At 51.6% G+C, this 16,237-nt stretch carries 14 protein-coding genes; 13 read left to right on the plus strand and 1 reads right to left on the minus strand.

Translation table 11 applies throughout. The features are described from left to right. Positions 1–3: 3 nt before the first annotated feature. The 8 genes from mrdA (at position 4) to ACQY18_RS00545 (ending at position 9,268) form a co-directional block, all read left to right on the plus strand. Positions 4–1,851, plus strand: coding sequence for a penicillin-binding protein 2 (gene mrdA, locus ACQY18_RS00510; protein WP_428038433.1), 1,848 nt, complete (start codon positions 4–6; stop codon positions 1,849–1,851). Then, on the plus strand, positions 1,851–3,179 hold the full coding sequence (locus ACQY18_RS00515; RefSeq protein ID WP_428038434.1) for an FtsW/RodA/SpoVE family cell cycle protein: 1,329 nt from the start codon (positions 1,851–1,853) through the stop codon (positions 3,177–3,179). The genes mrdA and ACQY18_RS00515 overlap by 1 nt, the downstream gene beginning before the upstream one ends. A gap of 12 nt (positions 3,180–3,191) precedes the next feature. Then, positions 3,192–3,881 carry a DUF2344 domain-containing protein gene (locus ACQY18_RS00520; protein ID WP_428038435.1) on the plus strand — a complete coding sequence of 230 codons (690 nt, stop codon included), beginning with the start codon at positions 3,192–3,194 and terminating at the stop codon, positions 3,879–3,881. 21 nt (positions 3,882–3,902) lie between these two features. After that, a complete protein-coding gene (locus ACQY18_RS00525; RefSeq protein WP_176778088.1) occupies positions 3,903–5,357 on the plus strand; it encodes an Rne/Rng family ribonuclease in 1,455 nt (484 codons plus the stop codon). 43 nt (positions 5,358–5,400) lie between these two features. Then, positions 5,401–7,170, plus strand: a complete 1,770-nt coding sequence (locus tag ACQY18_RS00530; protein WP_428038436.1) for an N-acetylmuramoyl-L-alanine amidase — start codon at positions 5,401–5,403, stop codon at positions 7,168–7,170. 140 nt (positions 7,171–7,310) lie between these two features. After that, the gene (locus tag ACQY18_RS00535; RefSeq protein WP_428038437.1) at positions 7,311–7,841 is read left to right on the plus strand and encodes a chromate transporter; all 531 of its coding nucleotides are present in this window, start codon (positions 7,311–7,313) and stop codon (positions 7,839–7,841) included. Continuing rightward, positions 7,838–8,407, plus strand: coding sequence for a chromate transporter (locus ACQY18_RS00540; protein ID WP_176778085.1), 570 nt, complete (start codon positions 7,838–7,840; stop codon positions 8,405–8,407). The genes ACQY18_RS00535 and ACQY18_RS00540 overlap by 4 nt, the downstream gene beginning before the upstream one ends. Positions 8,408–8,518: 111 nt before the next feature. Further along, positions 8,519–9,268 (plus strand): hypothetical protein, encoded by a 750-nt coding sequence (locus tag ACQY18_RS00545; RefSeq protein ID WP_428038438.1) that lies wholly within the window; start codon positions 8,519–8,521, stop codon positions 9,266–9,268. Between the two features lie 140 nt (positions 9,269–9,408). Here the strand turns inward: ACQY18_RS00545 and ACQY18_RS00550 are convergent, their stop codons facing one another. After that, positions 9,409–10,116 carry a M48 family metallopeptidase gene (locus tag ACQY18_RS00550; protein WP_428038439.1) on the minus strand — a complete coding sequence of 236 codons (708 nt, stop codon included), beginning with the start codon at positions 10,114–10,116 and terminating at the stop codon, positions 9,409–9,411. A gap of 126 nt (positions 10,117–10,242) precedes the next feature. On the opposite strand from ACQY18_RS00550, the gene gcvT reads away from it, so the two are divergent. From gcvT to ACQY18_RS00575, 5 genes are all read left to right on the plus strand, one after another. Then, entirely contained in the window at positions 10,243–11,319 is a 1,077-nt protein-coding gene (gcvT, locus tag ACQY18_RS00555) for a glycine cleavage system aminomethyltransferase GcvT (RefSeq protein ID WP_428038440.1), read from the plus strand. An 18-nt stretch (positions 11,320–11,337) separates the two neighbouring features. After that, complete coding sequence (gcvH, locus tag ACQY18_RS00560) at positions 11,338–11,718, plus strand: glycine cleavage system protein GcvH (protein WP_428038441.1); 381 nt, start codon at positions 11,338–11,340, stop codon at positions 11,716–11,718. Between the two features lie 67 nt (positions 11,719–11,785). Then, the gene (gene gcvPA / locus ACQY18_RS00565) at positions 11,786–13,099 is read left to right on the plus strand and encodes an aminomethyl-transferring glycine dehydrogenase subunit GcvPA (protein WP_428038442.1); all 1,314 of its coding nucleotides are present in this window, start codon (positions 11,786–11,788) and stop codon (positions 13,097–13,099) included. 1 nt (position 13,100) lies between these two features. Further along, positions 13,101–14,552: an aminomethyl-transferring glycine dehydrogenase subunit GcvPB gene (gene gcvPB, locus ACQY18_RS00570; RefSeq protein ID WP_428038443.1), complete on the plus strand. Its 1,452-nt coding sequence runs from the start codon at positions 13,101–13,103 to the stop codon at positions 14,550–14,552. 114 nt (positions 14,553–14,666) lie between these two features. Further along, complete coding sequence (locus tag ACQY18_RS00575) at positions 14,667–16,070, plus strand: type IV pilin protein (protein WP_428038444.1); 1,404 nt, start codon at positions 14,667–14,669, stop codon at positions 16,068–16,070. The last annotated feature ends 167 nt before the right edge of the window (positions 16,071–16,237 follow it).

The following is a 16,237-nucleotide window of genomic DNA, read 5'->3' on the forward strand; positions in this document are numbered from 1 at the left end:
TGTATGCCCACAACCAAGATTTTTTTTAATGCGCGCTTGAAAGCGTTGTTTTTGATTGCCTGTGCGGCGTGCGGCGTAATTGCCTTGCGCCTGGTGGACATTCAAGTAGTGCGGCACGGCTATTATTTGGAAATGGCCGAGCGCAACCGTACGCAGGTGCTGTACCAAACGGCACCGCGCGGGCGCGTGTTTACCTCGGACGGCGTAGCCGTTGCCAGCAATCAGCCTTCCTTTAGTTTTTATTATTTGGCCGCCGGCCGTAAAGATACCCCTTATTTACAGCATTTAGCGCAGGATTTTGCCCCAAAATTGGGGTTAAGCGAGGAGGCGTTGACCGACAAGCTGTTAGAGGGCTTAAAAAGCGGCAAAGCGGTAGCCTTGGCCGAAAACCTTTCCCCTAAAACCACCATAGCCCTGCAAGAATTGCAAATCTATTATCCGGGTGTGTATTTGTTGGAAGAAACCAAGCGGGACTATCCGTACGGCTCTTTTGCCAGCCATTTAATCGGCTATTTAGGCAGTATGGAAGACTCGGAATGGCGCAAGCGGGATTTGCGTATGAATTACCGCTTGAACTCCAAAATCGGCAAAAACGGGATAGAAAAAAAATACGAGCGCGAACTAAAAGGAACGGACGGCGGCGCCTATTTGGAAGTGGACTACCGCGGCCGCGTAAAGCGCGTGATTGAAGACCGTAAATGGGAGCCGGGCAGTGATGTGTATTTAACCTTAAATTTTGCCGTACAGCGTGCGGCGGAGGAGGGGCTCAAAAAAACGTCCACCGGGCGCGGGGCGGCGGTGGCGTTGGATACCCGCACCGGGGCCGTGTTGGCGTTGGCCAGTGCGCCCGCGTATGACCCGAATATTTTTGTGCCGTACAGTGATGACACTTCCCCCAAAAATAATAAGCAAATCAGCGAATATAACTTAGCCATCCAGGGTACTTATCCGCCGGCTTCCACATTTAAGATTTTAACGGCTATTGCCGCGTTGCAAGACCCGGATTTCAACCCGAACGATAAAATTAAGTGCCCGGGTTATTACAATGCGGGCTCCCGCGTGTTTAAGTGTTGGAAAAAAACCGGGCACGGCCCGATGAATTTGGAAGACGGCCTGGCCAATTCTTGCGACGTTTACTTTTACGCTACGGCCGCGCAAATCGGCTCAGCCGCTATTGAGCGCGTCCAGCGGGCGTTTATGTTCGGCCGCCCCACCGGGATTGATTTGCCCGGGGAGCGTTCCGGCAATATGTACGGGCCCACCAAACGCGCGCGCAATAAATCCTACTGGTTTATCGGGGATACGCTCAATTTGTCTATCGGTCAGGGGGAACTGCTTGTCACGCCTATAAAGTTGGCGCAATTCGCGGCGGCGATTGCCAGCCGGGGAAAGGTTTTCCGTCCGTATTATGTGGAAAAACTGGTCAGCAACCATACCGGTAAAGAAACCCCGGTAGGAAAAACGGAAATCCTCAATATGGCGGATTATCCGGCGGATACCTACAATTTAATCTGGCATTCCATGAAACACACCACGGATGCAGGCACCGCCCGGTGGGCGAAAATACCGGGGTTGGATGTGTATGCCAAAACGGGTACGGCCCAAAACCCGCACGGGGACGACCACGCTTGGTTTATGGCTTTTGCCGGGCGGGCCGGAGAAGAACCCTCTATTGCCCTAGCCGTATTTGTGGAATACGGTTTGCACGGCTCCAGCGCGGCCGGGCCGGTTGCGCGGGAAATGCTAAAAGCCTATTTTGGGGTGGATGACCGCGGAAAGGTGGTTGCATCCGACGTGCCTGCCGCTAATGATAAAGAATATAGTGAACTGTTAGAAAACCTGGGGGATTAATGCTGAAGACGGGAACCAAACGCAATAAATTGGATTGGATATTGTTTTTTGCCATGCTGGGGCTGGTGATTATCGGGGCCTTGTGTGTGATGTCGGCCGTGAACAGCATTTCGTTTACAAACAGCGTGGTGCGCACGCACGCGGTGGCGCTTTGCTTGGGCGGGGCGGCCTTTTTTGTAGGGTGGAGCTTTAACTATCAAATTTATGACGAACAATGGAAGGCCCTGTACGGATTTGTGCTCCTTTTGTTGGTGGCGGTGCTGGTGTTGGGCTCGTACCAGCGCGGGAGCCGCTCTTGGATTGTTTTGCCGTTTTTCTCTATGCAGCCGGCGGAGCTTTGCCGGGTGCTGACCCTGCTGATTGCCGCCGCCTTTTTGGACCGCCGCGGTACGCGCATCCGCGATACAAGTACACTGGTGGGACTGGGGCTTTTAATTGCGCCGATTTTCGGGCTGATTATGCTTCAGCCGGATTTTTCGTCCATTGTTATTACTTTCCCCGCGCTTGTGGTGCTTTTGTACTGTACTGGGGTTAATATGTTTTATTTGCTTTTACTGGTGTTATTCGGCGGGGTGGCCGGGATTTGTACGATTGGTTGGACGTATGTATATCTGCACCCGGAACTTATGGATTATGCGCTGGTGCGGCTGTTCTTTCAGACCGGAAATAACGGTTGGTATATGGCCGGGGCGTGTTTATTAGTGATGGTCCTGGGCTATGGCACTTGGTGGCTGTTTAGGCAGTTGCGCATTTTCCTGCCGTCGTTTTACTTTGTGTTGGGGACGGCGGTGGTGTTGGGCGGATTTTTTGCCGGGGTGTTTGTAGACCACCAGATGAAAACATACCAGCGTAAGCGCGTGGAAGCCTTTTTGGCCCCGAAGTCCGACCCGAAAGGCGCCGGCTACAACGTGTTGCAAGCGCAAATTGCCATGGGCTCCGGCGGCGTGTTGGGCAAGGGGTTGTTTTCGGGTACGCAATCGCGCTTGGGGTTCGTGCCGGAAAAACACACGGATTTTATTTTGGCAGTAGTGGGGGAAGAATTGGGCCTGTGGGGTACTTTAACGGTACTGGGGCTCTATTTACTGATTTTATGGAGACTGGTGATGATTGGTTATAGCGCCAGTGACCGGTACGGCTATTTGGTGTGCGGAGGGATGTTTGGCATGTTTTTTACCTACATGATAATCAACTTCGGCATGCTGATTGGCATTGTGCCCGTGGCGGGGATACCGCTGCCGTTTATCTCATACGGAGGCTCCAACCTGGTGTCCAGTTTACTGGCGCTGGGGGTGGCGCAGTCCGTCTATGCGCGGCGCATACGCGCGTAAAAGGAAAACGACATGATAAACACGCCAAAAATTTATAAAATGCGTATAGAGTTTACTGTGTCCGGCCGTCCGGACCACAAACGCATTTTTAACGTATTACGCAACGCAGTGTTGGGGAGCGGACTGGCGTTTGAGCCTGCTAAAATAAATAAAAATTGGCCCCGGTTGGCGTATGGCCCGGTATTGGGATATGCGCAGGAAAGTTTAGGGGAATATGCCGATATTTATTTAACCCAACCTGTCAGCACACAAGAAGCCCGGCAGGCATTGGCTCAAGCCGCCGGAAACTCTTTAACCATAAAACGGGTGGAGCGCGTGCCGTATGCGTTGCCGTCCGTGAGCAACCTGGTTGCGGCGGCCTGTTATTGGCTGGAGGGGGATTTTAAGCACTTATCTCCCGGCCCCGGTTTGGCGGAGTTTATCAACGCCTCCCGGGCCGTGGCCGTCATTACGGCCCCTAACGGTATGACGCGGGAAGAAAACATTAAGCCGTATGTTTTGGCCTGCGAACAGCCGCAAGCGGATAAAATAGTGCTTACTTTGCAAACGGTGGAAGGAAAAACCCTCAAGCCGGAATACGTGGTGGCCGCCTGGTTGGGGCTTACCATTATGCAAGGGGAAGAATTTACCGTAGAAAACGTAAAGTTTATTCGGGAAGGTTTATACTGGCGTGACACGCAAGGCGCGTTGCACCGCATTTGAGTTGTACAGAGAGGAATTTTTATGACGAAAAATTTGGAAACCAGCCCTAAAGTGGAAGTGATTGTGAATACCTCGTTTGAGGAAACACGCATTGCCATTATGGAAGACGGGCGCATTAACGAAATTATTTGGGAACGCCGCGGCGCACTCAACATTGTGGGTAATATTTATAAAGCCACGGTGGAAAACGTACTGCCGGGTATTTCCAGCGCGTTTTTGAACATCGGCTACGAAAAGAACGCCTATTTGTATATTTCGGACATTTTAGGCGGCGATAAAAAGAACATTGATAAAGTGCTTAAAAAAGGCCAGGAAGTAATGGTGCAGGTGGTAAAAGATGCCATCGGCACCAAAGGGATGAAAGTGACCATGGACGTGACGCTCCCCGGCCGCTATTTGGTGCTTACGCCGAACCAAAGTTTTGTGGGTGTATCTAAAAATATAGAAGACAGCGAATCGCGCCATAAATTAAACGAAATCGTGCAAGATTTAGCCGCCAAACACTTAAACGGCATGGGGTGCATTGTCCGCACGGAAGCCGAAGAAGCCAGCAAAGACGAACTGGAACGCGAAGTAAAATACCTGTACCGCCAATGGCAATCCATTTTGAAACGCTTTGAAACCATGCGCTCCCCGCAGTTGTTGCACGAAGATATGGACGCCGTTTTGCAGGTGGCGCGGGATGTACTTTCCGAAAATGCCAGCGTGTACTTGCTGGATAACCAAAAAGATTACGAGCGCGTGCTGGACTTTGTAAAAAAGAATTCGCCGGAACTGGCCGACCGCGTAAAACTCTACAAAGGCAAAACGCCTATTTTTGAAGCGTACGATATTGAGCCGGAAATTGACAATTTGCGCAAAATCAAATTGCCGCTTCCCAACGGGGGCAGTATTATTATCCAAGAGGCGGAATCCCTCTGCGCCATTGACGTAAACACCGGCAAATTTACGGGGAATAAATCGCAGGAAGAAACCGTCACCCAAACCAATATTGAAGCCGCTAACGAAATTGCCCACCAACTGCGCCTGCGCAACATCGGCGGGATTATTGTCATTGACTTTATTGATATGCGCAAAGCCTCCAGCCGCCACCGCGTGGTGGAAGCGCTGACCAAAGCCGTGCATGGGGATAGAGCCAAAATCCGCATTTTGCCTATTACGCGCCTGGGCCTGGTGGAAATGACCCGCGAACGCAAACGCGAAAGCACCGGCAGTTTCATCAGCGAAGAATGCCCGCAGTGCCACGGCTCCGGGCGGGTACTGTCCGCCGAGAGCATGCGCATTAAAATCCAGCGCGAAATTTACGACCTGACTAACGGACGCCCCGGCGGAAATTTGCGGGTAGTGTTGCACCCGGTGTTGGCGGAAGCCATTAAGCAAAAACAGGCGGATATTGAAGAAAACATCCACCGTTCGCTTAAAATCCAGGCGGACCCGCAAATTGCGTGGGAAGATTACAAAATTGTGTTAGAGTAAAGGTGTGGGGCCTGTGCCGTGCGGTGCGGGCCCCGTTTTGGCTATGAAGAAACTGCTTCTTGCGTTGTTTGCCGCTTTGTTTAGCTTTTTTACCTGCGTGCCCGGTTGGGCGCAGGGCCAAACGCCTGTAAAAGTGATTGGGAAAGACAAAGGGGAGGTCACCTCTCTTTTGGCGAACGGAATTACTTATTTGGATGTACAGCAGACGGCTAAAAAAATCGGCGCAAACGTGGAGCTGTATTCCGCCGCCAAACAAGCCAAAGTGACCTTAAAAGGGTTTTCCTCCATTTTAACCGCGGGGGAAAGCCAGGTCATTCTCAACGGCCAGCCGGTAGCGTTGGGCGAAAGCGTGATAGCCTACCGCGGGCGGATTATGGCTCCGGTGGCCTTTTTTACGTTGCCCGCGTTAGGCAAGGCGTTGGATAGAAAAATTACTTTTGAAAATAACACGCTGTGGGTGGAAAAGAATTTTAATTTGGCGTATGCGGAAAAAACCCAACTCCCCGGCGGGGAGCATTTGGTGTTTGATATGACGGCCCCGCTGCAATATGTTTCCCACCGGGCCAATGCGCACACGGTGGAAATTACCTTTCCGCGTGCGGTGTTAAAGCGGGAGTTATTTTTGCGCCTGAAAGGGGATTTTATCTATTCCGTGCAAATGCGCCAGCAGGACGGCTCGGCCGTATTAAAAATTATTTTGAACCGCGGCGTAGAGGAGTGGTCGGCCGGCACGCGGGGGGACCAATGGGTCTTCCGCGCCGCTAAAAATAAAACGTCTGCCCCTATTGTCCGTGCGCCGGAACCCGCGGCGGTGGGGCCGGAAACGTATTTGTCTTCAGCCCAGCCTGCCGGGCCCAAGCCGGCCGTACTGTTGCCTGCGCCCAGCGTAATGGAGGAGGACTCCTCCGCGGCCCCGGAAAAGGCGGAAAACGCCCAGGCCCCGGCAACGCAAAAGCCTGCCGCCCCGGCTCAAACGGCGCCGCAAGTTCAAGCGGGCAAAACCGCTGTGGTGCAAGCGGCCCCCGGTGCTACCCTTTCCCCGGCTAAGCCCGCCGCCCCGGCCAAACCGGCCGCCAAGGAGCTTAAACCGGCGGTTATTCACCAAGGGGTGGAATCCGTGGCGCGTAAAAAAATGCGTATTATGGTGGACCCCGGCCACGGCGGGAAAGACCCCGGCGCGGTGCGCCGTAAACAGCGGGAAAAAGATTGGAATTTAGCGGTTGCCAAAGAATTGTACGCTCTACTAAAAAAAGGCGGGTTTGAAGTGCGCATGACGCGCGATAAAGATGTGTTTATTCCGCTGTCGGACCGCTCCAAACAGGCCAATAATTTCAAGGCGGATTTGTTTGTGTCCGTGCATACCAACGCTTCCAAAAATTCCAGAGCAAACGGTTTTCAGGTGTATTTCCGCTCCGAAAAAGCCACCGACAAAGAAGCCGCCGAAGTGGCCGCCCTGGAAAACGAAGCCATGCAATATGAAGAAGTCCACTACAATTTTGTGGATGCTTTACTGCAATCGCTCGCCAAAAACGAATATATTAACGAAAGTTCCAAACTGGCGGGCTATGTGCGTAATTCCGTTTTCAAACAGCCGGGCATTGGTATTGCGGTCAACCGCAACAGCAGTGTGCGGCAAGCCAATTTTTATGTGCTAAAAGGGGTAAACAGCCCGGCTATTCTGGTGGAAATGGGCTACATCAGCAGCCCCAAAGACCGCGGGAGGCTTTCCCAAGCGGCGGTGCGCAAAAAAATGGCGCAGGGCCTTTATAACGGCATATATGATTACGCCAAAAAAGAAGGCTGGCTGAAATAAATTTTACAACCGCCCCCATACCATAAAAAGGCCCCGAGCAGTTCGTCGGGGCGTTTTTTATTTATGCGCGTGGCCCCGGTTTTTACGGCCGCGGTGGGAAGCGCACGCGGGGCAAGAGCATAAATTGATAAAATAATTTTATGAAAATGTATTTGGTTTTATTTTGGATTTTTGCCAAAATCGGCGCGTTTACTTTGGGCGGCGGCTATGCCATGCTCCCCCTGATTGAGCGCGAAATTGTGGATAATAAAAAATGGATAGACCGCCCGGAATTTTTGGATTTAGTGGCCATCGCCCAATCGGCCCCCGGCATTTTGGCGGTAAATATGGCAATTTTTGTGGGGTATAAAATAAAAGGCACGTTGGGGAGCGTCGCGGCTACTTTGGGGGCGGTGTTGCCGTCTTTTATCATCATTTTGTTAATAGCTCTTTGCTTTAGGGGGTATAAAGATAACCCGGTAGTAGCGCGTGTTTTTAAGGGGATTCGCCCCGCCGTGGTGGCGCTGATTGCCGTGCCGGTAGTCAATATGGGCCGCACGGTGTGCAAACGCCCGGCGGCGTGGCTGATTCCCGCCGCGGTGGCGCTGGGCGTGTGGAAGGCGGGGGTTTCCCCGGTGGGGATTGTACTAGCGGCCGGGCTGATTGGTTGGCTGTGGGGGCGTAAAAAATGATTTTTTGGAAACTCTTTTTCACTTTTTTTAAGATAGGTTTGTTTAACTTCGGCGGCGGGTACGCCATGATTTCGTTTATCCAGCATGAGGTTGTTTATAAACAGGCTTGGCTGAATACGGCGGAATTTACCGATATTGTGGCCGTCAGCCAAATGACCCCCGGCCCCATTGGCATTAACCTGGCTACCTATACAGGCTACACCGCCGGGCACGATTGGTTTTTAGCCGCGCTGGGGCCGCAAGGGGCCGCGTGGGGCGGCGTGTTGGGCAGTTGCGTGGCTACGTTTGCGGTGTGTTTGCCCTCGTTTATTTTAATGTTATTGGTAAGCAAGTATTTCTTAAAATATAAAGAATCGTCCGGCGTGAAAGCGGTTTTCGGCGCGTTGCGCCCGGCGGTGGTAGGGTTAATAGCCGCCGCGGCACTGGTGCTGTGCAACGCGGATAATTTTATAGATTATAAAAGTGTTTTGTTTTTTGCCGGAGCCTTTTGCGCCACTTATTTTTTTAAGTTGGGGCCTGTTAAAATAATTTTTTTAAGCGGAATTTTGGGGTTTTTAGTCTATTAAAAATAAGGTTTTACCGTCTGAAAGTTAGTTTCTCCTAAAAAAATGCTTGTTAGCCTTACCTAACTTTTGATATAATAAATGTATCAAAGTTGTACTTAGGAGAAAAAGAAAATGAATACAAAGTTGTTGTCCGTAGTCCTTTTATTAGCCGCCGTACCGGCATTTGCCACTACCGCTGACCAGGTGGAACAAGTGTTGCATCGCAAAGATGTAGCCGCCCGCCGCACCCAACAGGCAAAGGCCAAGCAAACGCCCCAAGTATCCCTGACCTTTGAATGGGAACAAAAAAATCTGGTTCAAAAAGCGCGCTACCGCATTGGCCGCGTAAGAAGACGGATGTATTGGGAAAGTAAACACAACCTAACTACCTGCTCCGGCGTGGTAATAAACGGCCGCGTGCTTACCGTGGCGGACTGTGCCAAAAATGGCGATTATGTCTTAAAAACTATGCAGGTGCGCCTGTATGACGGTAAAAAGATAAACGTAGCCGGGGCAAAAGTGCAAATAAACGGAGATTTTGCTTTTGCCGACCTGCCTGCCGCGTTGATTAAGCAGGTTCCGGCGGTGGCCGCGGGCATAGCGCCCAAAGGGGCCGATTTGGAAAGCGCCTACGGCGCGGAAGTTAATAACGCGGCCGCCATGTTCTTTTTGAGCCATGGGGTGTTATCTCCCCGCGCGAACCGCAGCCCGTTTGGCATTAGAAAGACCATGAAACGCGGCACGCCTTTCTTTTATAAAGGTAAAGTAGTGGCTTTGTGCAGTTATGTACCCAAATACTTGCCGGTGGGTTGGCATTCTTCGCCGGAAGATGCGTTGGCGGTCTTGCGCGTGGATAACGGCGCGGCCGTATTGAAAAAATAAATTTGTCCGGCCGGGCCATACGGCCGGATTAAGGGTGCGCATAAAACAGTCTCCTCGCACCTGCTGAAACTATTCACGCCGCACCGGGCAGGGTGCGGCGTGAGTTTTTATTGGTAAACCGTTTTCAAACGGTGTAAAAGCTATTTTTCGGGCGGAGTTTTGGTATCGGGGGCGGCGGAGTCCGCCGGAGTTTCTGCCGCGGCGTTTTCTGCGGCCGCGGCGTTTTCTTCTTCCGGCGCATGATACGCTAGCTCCACTTCGGCAAATATAGAGCCTTTATTTTCGTTGAGCCACTTGCGGTGCAAGTTATAATCCGGGCTGTATTGGGCCACTAATTGCCAGTATTCTTGCCCGTGGTTCATGTGTACCAGGTGGGCAAGTTCATGCACCATTAAATAATCCTGCACAGCCAGCGGCATTTTGATAATGCGGTAAGAATAATTAATGTTCTTTTTGCCGGAGCAACTGGCCCACAAGGTGCGCTGGTCTTTAATAACAATGTTGTTGTATTCCACGCCCATTTTGTCGGCCCATTGGCGGGTTTTGGCGCGCAAAACTTCGCCGGCTTTGTCTTTCAGCCACTGCGTGACTAAATCCGCCGGGGAGTCTTGTTCACTGCGTAAATAAATATGAAAGATACTCCCGTCAAATGCCACCCCGGGCTCCTGGTCCGGGGTCAGGTACATACGCGCTTCGTACAGGTTGCCGTTATACAGCACCCGGTTTTGTTCGGCCGGTTGGGTGCAATCCTGCGCGGCATTTTTGCCGGAAAACACTTCGGGCAGCTCCTTTTTGAGCCGCTCTAAAAAAAGTTTTACGTCACTGATGACGCTTTGCGTATCTGCCATAATTATATTATAGCAATTCGCACCCGCACTTACGGCAAGGGGAAGATGTAAAACTAATCTTTTTTATTTTATACTTCTTTTTGCCCATTATTTTATACAATACTTTTATACTTTTGGAGGAACACCGTGACGAATAATTTGAAAACAACTCCGCTCTGCCAAGCCTGTCAGGCTGCCAGCGGGCGTATGGTGGATTTCCACGGCTGGCTGCTGCCGGTTCAGTTTGAAAGCATTATTGCCGAACACAAAGCCGTGCGCGAGGGCGCCGGAATGTTTGACGTTTCCCACATGGGCCAAGTGCTGGTGGAAGGGAAAGATGCGTGGGCTTTTTTGCAATATGTAAACTGCAATAACATCAAAAACACGCCCGGCGCGGGGACGTATTCCCACATGTTAACCGAGCGCGGAACGATTATTGACGATTTAATTGCTTTTTGTTTAACGCCGGAAAAATTTTTGGTGGTGGTCAATGCCGCCTGCCGGGAAGAAGACGTGGCCTGGCTCCAAAAACACGCACCCCGCTTTAACGTGCGCGTGACGGACGTAAGCGACCAATACGGTATGATTGCCGTACAGGGCCCGCACGCGGTGGAAAAACTTTCGCGCGTGTTGGGGGACGTAAACGGCGTGGCGCGGTTCCACATCACCCCGGTTGTGTTTGAGGGCGCGCACGGGTATTTAACCCGCACCGGGTACACCGGAGAGGACGGCGCGGAAGTAATGCTTGCCCCGGAGGCTACCGTAAAATTATGGGATGCCCTCTTAAAAGAAGGCGTCAAACCGTGCGGTTTGGGCGCGCGTGACGTACTGCGTTTGGAAGCCGGCTACCTGCTCAACGGGCAAGATGCCGACCAATCCCGCACGCCGTACGAAGCCAACTGCGGTTGGGTGGTAAAATTAGCTAAGGAAGATTTTATCGGCAAGCCGGTATTGGCGGAGCAAAAGGCCAAAGGGGTGCAACAAAAACTGACCGCCTTTCGTCTTTCCGGCGCCGGCGTGCCGCGCACCGGGTGCAAAGTGTTTGTAAACGCGCAGGAAGCGGGCACTATTACCAGCGGCACCTTTTCCCCGCTGTTTAAGGGGATTGCCGTGGGGTATGCCCAGGCGGGCCTGGCGGAAGGTACTGCCGTTGAAATTGAAATTCACGGCCGCCGTATTCCGGCCCAAGTTGTAAAAACACCATTTTATAAAAACAGAGTTTAATTAGGAGGAAATTTATTTATGTATACCGCAGAAAACAGCCGTTATGCCAAAACCCACGAATGGGCTTATAAAGACGGAGAAATTGCCGTGGTGGGCATTAGCAACCACGCGCAGGAAGAAATCAGCGATATTGTATTTGTGGACTTGCCGAAAGTAGGCCAAAAAGTGGCCGCCGGGCAAAATTGCTGTGTGATTGAATCGGTTAAATCCGCGTCCGAAATTTACGCGCCCGTCAGCGGGGAAATTGTGGCCGTAAACGAAGCGTTGAAGGACGACCCCGCTTTGGTCAACCGGGAAGCGCACGGCAACGGCTGGCTGTTCAAAATTAAAATGTCCGCCCCGGCCGAATATGACGCCCTGATGGACTTTGCCGCTTACAAAGGCACCCTGCAAAAATAACCTTTTTGCGCCATTTGGAAATATAAATCCCCGCTTTGGCGGGGTATTTTATAAATAAAGAGGTTTTATGTTTATTCCCCATACTGCTCAAGAACAAAAAGAAATGCTGGCGCGCATTGGCGTTTCGTCCGTGCGTGAATTGTTGGAAATCCCGGCGGGGCTTTTATACCCTAAATTAAATCTTCCGGCCGCGTTGACGGAGCCGGAACTGGCCGCGCATATTAAGGCGTTAGGCGCGGAAAATAAGCCGCTCAAAAATTTTATCGGCGCGGGCATTTATGAACATTTTATTCCCGCCGCGGTAAACGCGTTAAGCTCCCGCGGAGAGTTTTTAACCGCGTACACGCCGTACCAGGCCGAGGCCAGCCAAGGCACGTTGCAAACCATTTATGAATTTCAAAGCTGTATTTGCGCGCTGACGGATATGGACGTGAGCAACGCCTCCCATTATGACGGCGCAACCGCCATGGCCGAGGCCGTATTAGCCACCATGCGCATTACCGGGCGCCAAAAAGTGGTGCTGTCCGGCGCGCTTCATCCGCAATATGTAGAAGTTTTGCACACCTATTTGCGGCACTTCCCCAAAGTGCGGGTGGAAACGGTGCCTTGCCCGCAAGGCACGTTGGATTTAGCGGCCCTCAAAGCCGCGGCGGATAGCGACACCGCCTGCTTTGTGTTGGCGGACCCGAACTTTTACGGCCAGTTGGAAGATGCCCAGGCCGTAGCGGATGTGACCCATGCGGCGGGGGCGTTGTTGGTAAGCGTATTTAACCCGATTAGTTTGGGCGTGTTGCATACGCCCGGCTCTTACGGCGCGGATTTTGCCGTGGCGGAGGGGCAACCTTTGGGCAACGCCATGAACTTCGGCGGGCCGGGGCTCGGGCTATTTACCTGTAAAGAAGCCTACAAACGCCAAATGCCCGGCCGCATTGTGGGTATGGCAAAAGATAAAGACGGCCGCCGCTCTTTTGTGCTTACGTTGCAAGCGCGCGAACAGCATATCCGGCGCGAAAAAGCCGCCTCTAACATTTGCTCTAACGAGGCTCTCTGCGCCTTAAACGCGCTGATTTACTTAACGCTTTTGGGCCCGCAAGGCTTAAAAGAAGTGGCGCAACTGAATTTGGAGCGTGCCCACCAATTAGCCCAAGCCGTTCAGGCGCTCCCCGGCTATCAGCTTAAATTTAACGGGCCGTTTTTTAACGAGTTTGTTTTACAATGTGCTAAACCGGCCAAACAAGTGGTTAAAAAATTGGAAAAGAAAGGTTTTGCCGCCTATGCCTTGCCCGGCAAAGGGTTTGAAAACTGCCTGCTTGTGTGCGTGACGGAAACCAAAACCGCGCAGGACGTGGCCGATTTTGCCGCCGCGTTGGGAGGGATTTAATATGCAAGAAATACTAAAAACCAATTTGCTGTCTATTGAAAAATCCCGCCCCGGGCGCCGCGGGGTGCGTGTGGGTACGCCGCAACAAACGGCCGCCCAATATCTGCCGGAAAAATACTTGCGCAAAACCGCGCCCAAACTGCCGGAACTCAGCGAGTTTGACACGGTGCGGCATTTTACGGCACTATCCGAAAAAAATTACTGCTTGGATGCCCAATTTTATCCGCTGGGCTCTTGCACGATGAAATACAACCCCAAAGCCTATGACGGCCTGAGCCAGTTGGAAAGTTTTACGCAGGTTCACCCGCTCGCGCCGGAAAGCGCCGTGCAGGGCACCTTAAAAATGCTCTATAATTTGCAGGAGTTGTTAAAAGAAATTACCGGCCTAGCCGCGTTTACGCTTCAGCCGGCGGCGGGCGCCCATGGGGAGCTGACGGGCATTATGACGGCTAAAGCCTATCACGCCGCGCGGAAAGATAAAAACCGCACGGAAGTAATCGTGCCCGATACCGCCCACGGCACCAACCCGGCCACCGCCAATATGGGCGGGTTTACGGTAGTAAACATCAAATCCGGCCCGGACGGCCGCGTGGATAAAGCGGCGTTGGCGGCGGCCTTGTCCGACAAAACCGCCGTGGTCATGCTGACCGTGCCCAACACGGTGGGCCTGTTTGAAAAGGATATTTTGGAAATTGCCGACCTGGTGCATAAAGCGGGCGCGCTGTTATATATGGACGGCGCCAACTTTAACGCGCTGATTGGCCTTGCCAAACCGGGCGATTTTGGGGTGGATATTATGCACCTCAATTTGCACAAAACCTTTGCGGCTCCGCACGGTGGCGGCGGGCCCGGCTCCGGCCCGGTGGGTGCGGCGGCGCATGTGGCGCCTTTCCTGCCTAAACCGTTAGTCACGTTGAAAAACGGCAAATATACGTTGCAAGGCAAAATGCCCCACAGTTTGGGCCGTATGAAAGCCTTTTACGGCAATATAGCCGTGTGTTTGCGCGGTTATGCGTATTTGCGCCAGCACGACGGCAACACGCTTAAAAACATTGCCGAAAACGCCGTTTTAAGCGCCAACTATGTGCGTGTGAGCCTAAAGGATAAATTCCCCGCGTTTTTTGATGAAGTGTGTATGCACGAGTGCGTGTTGCACCCGGTGGCGGAGAAAATGAACGGCGTTCACACGGCGGATATAGCCAAGCGGCTGTTGGATTACGGCTTTTACGCGCCTACCATTTATTTCCCGTTAATTGTGCCGGAAGCTATTATGATAGAGCCGACGGAAACGGAAAATAAAGATATGCTGGATGCGTTTATCCAAGCCATGGGTTGCATTTTTGAGGAGGCCCAAACCGAGCCGCAACTGGTTAAAGAGGCTCCGCACACCCAAAGCGTTAAACGCATAGACGAGGTTTCCGCCGCGCGCGAGCCTAATTTGCGTTGGCGGTAAGGTTGTTTTATTCAAAAACTTTGGTAGGGCAGGTTTTGCCTTTGCGGAACCTGCCTTGCTTTGAGCTTTATTTTTTTGATAAAGTGTTTTTATGCCGAAGTATATGGAGGATATGTGAACAAAAAACAAAACAAAAATAAGCGTGCTTTTACGCTTACGGAACTGCTTATTGTAGTCATTGTAATAGGCGTTCTGTCTGCCGTCACGCTTCCTAAATTTACCCGGGTGATAGAAAACCGGAAAGTGACGGAAGCCGAAGAAATGATGTCCGCCGTGCGCACGGAGCAGGAGCGCCGCTGTGCTATGGATAAACCCTATACCTTAAAATTTGACAACTTATCAGATGTGGTTTCTTCCAGCAACACCAAAAACTATACATACAGTTTGCAAAACGAGGGCATTTCCGCTAAAAGCAACAAAGGGGATTACACCTTAAAAATGCTGTCTTACCAGGACGGCAGTTTTTGCTGTGAGGGGGATGACTGTACCAAATTAAATAAAAATTACCCCAGTTGTGACGGACTAACGTTTCCGTCTTCCGGCTGTGAGGGCACGGACGGCGACGGGAGCGAAATAGGCACGGACCCGACGCCTTCTGCCTCTTGTACGGACGGACAGGTGCGCGGGAGCCAATCTTGCAATATCTGCGGCGTGCAAACCACGCAAGCGTGTGTGGGCGGCCGTTGGGTCAGCCAGTTGGGCGAATGTAGCAAAACGGTGGCGGAATGTGAAACCCCGGAATGTACGGAGGGGGCCGTAAGCGGCAGCCAAAGCTGTAATACCTGCGGTACGCAAACCACGCAAAAATGCGTAAATGGCAAATGGGAGAGCTTTTTAGGTGCTTGCTCTAAAACCGTGGAAGAATGTACGGAAAACGAAGATTGCTGTTCTTATAGCATGGGTTCAGGCAAGGCACAAGACTGCCTAAAGAAAAAATATGGCGCGAACAGCTGGGAAGCGAAATGTTCCAATTATGGAAATAAACAGTCTTGTTTGCGCGCTCTATATGCAGGGGGGAGCGAGGTAACGTATCTGTGCTTGATGGGAACAGGGAACGAAGATTTGAAAAATGACCGCAACGGTTATTCCGGCTGTAAGGCATGCAAAGCAAACGCACAAGTTAACACTTTTTTTAATTACGGATTCCTAAATTATGCTTGTACAAGCGTGCCCAAATGTGATATTAAATTTACGAACCCATCGGGTGGCGACGGGCGTTTTAGTTGTTGCCGAGTCTATCAAGTAGAGGAAGAAGAAAAGTTTTTCTATTCTAAACAAGTAAGCCGAGAGTATAGTGAATGCCTGAGTGCGTGTGGAAAAGGCGCTAAATGCCCTGATAATGTAAAGCCGGGTGTCTATCTTAACGGTGTAAAAGGCGGTTTGAATTGTTGGATTTCTTGTAATTGTCCTTATCCGGATTCATCCTCAGGGTCGACTAGTTTTGTTGGGAAGCGCGTTTCCTTGAAATGTAAAAATGAAGGGAAATATTGTACAAACGACGAAGTGGTTTGGTGGTAATAAGCTAGCCTTTCGCGTATTATTCTTGTCCCATAAACCAGGTTGAAAAAGGGCCCCCGCAAAGGGGGCCCTTGCGTGTTTTATGGTACAACTAATCGTAAAGTGCCGCCCTGGCCGCTTGATAACTGCTACAATGTAAACTATGGATTTACTGCTTAATACCCCCG

It is taken from the genome of Candidatus Avelusimicrobium faecicola, assembly GCA_900540405.1.
GTDB lineage: Bacteria > Elusimicrobiota > Elusimicrobia > Elusimicrobiales > Elusimicrobiaceae > Avelusimicrobium > Avelusimicrobium faecicola.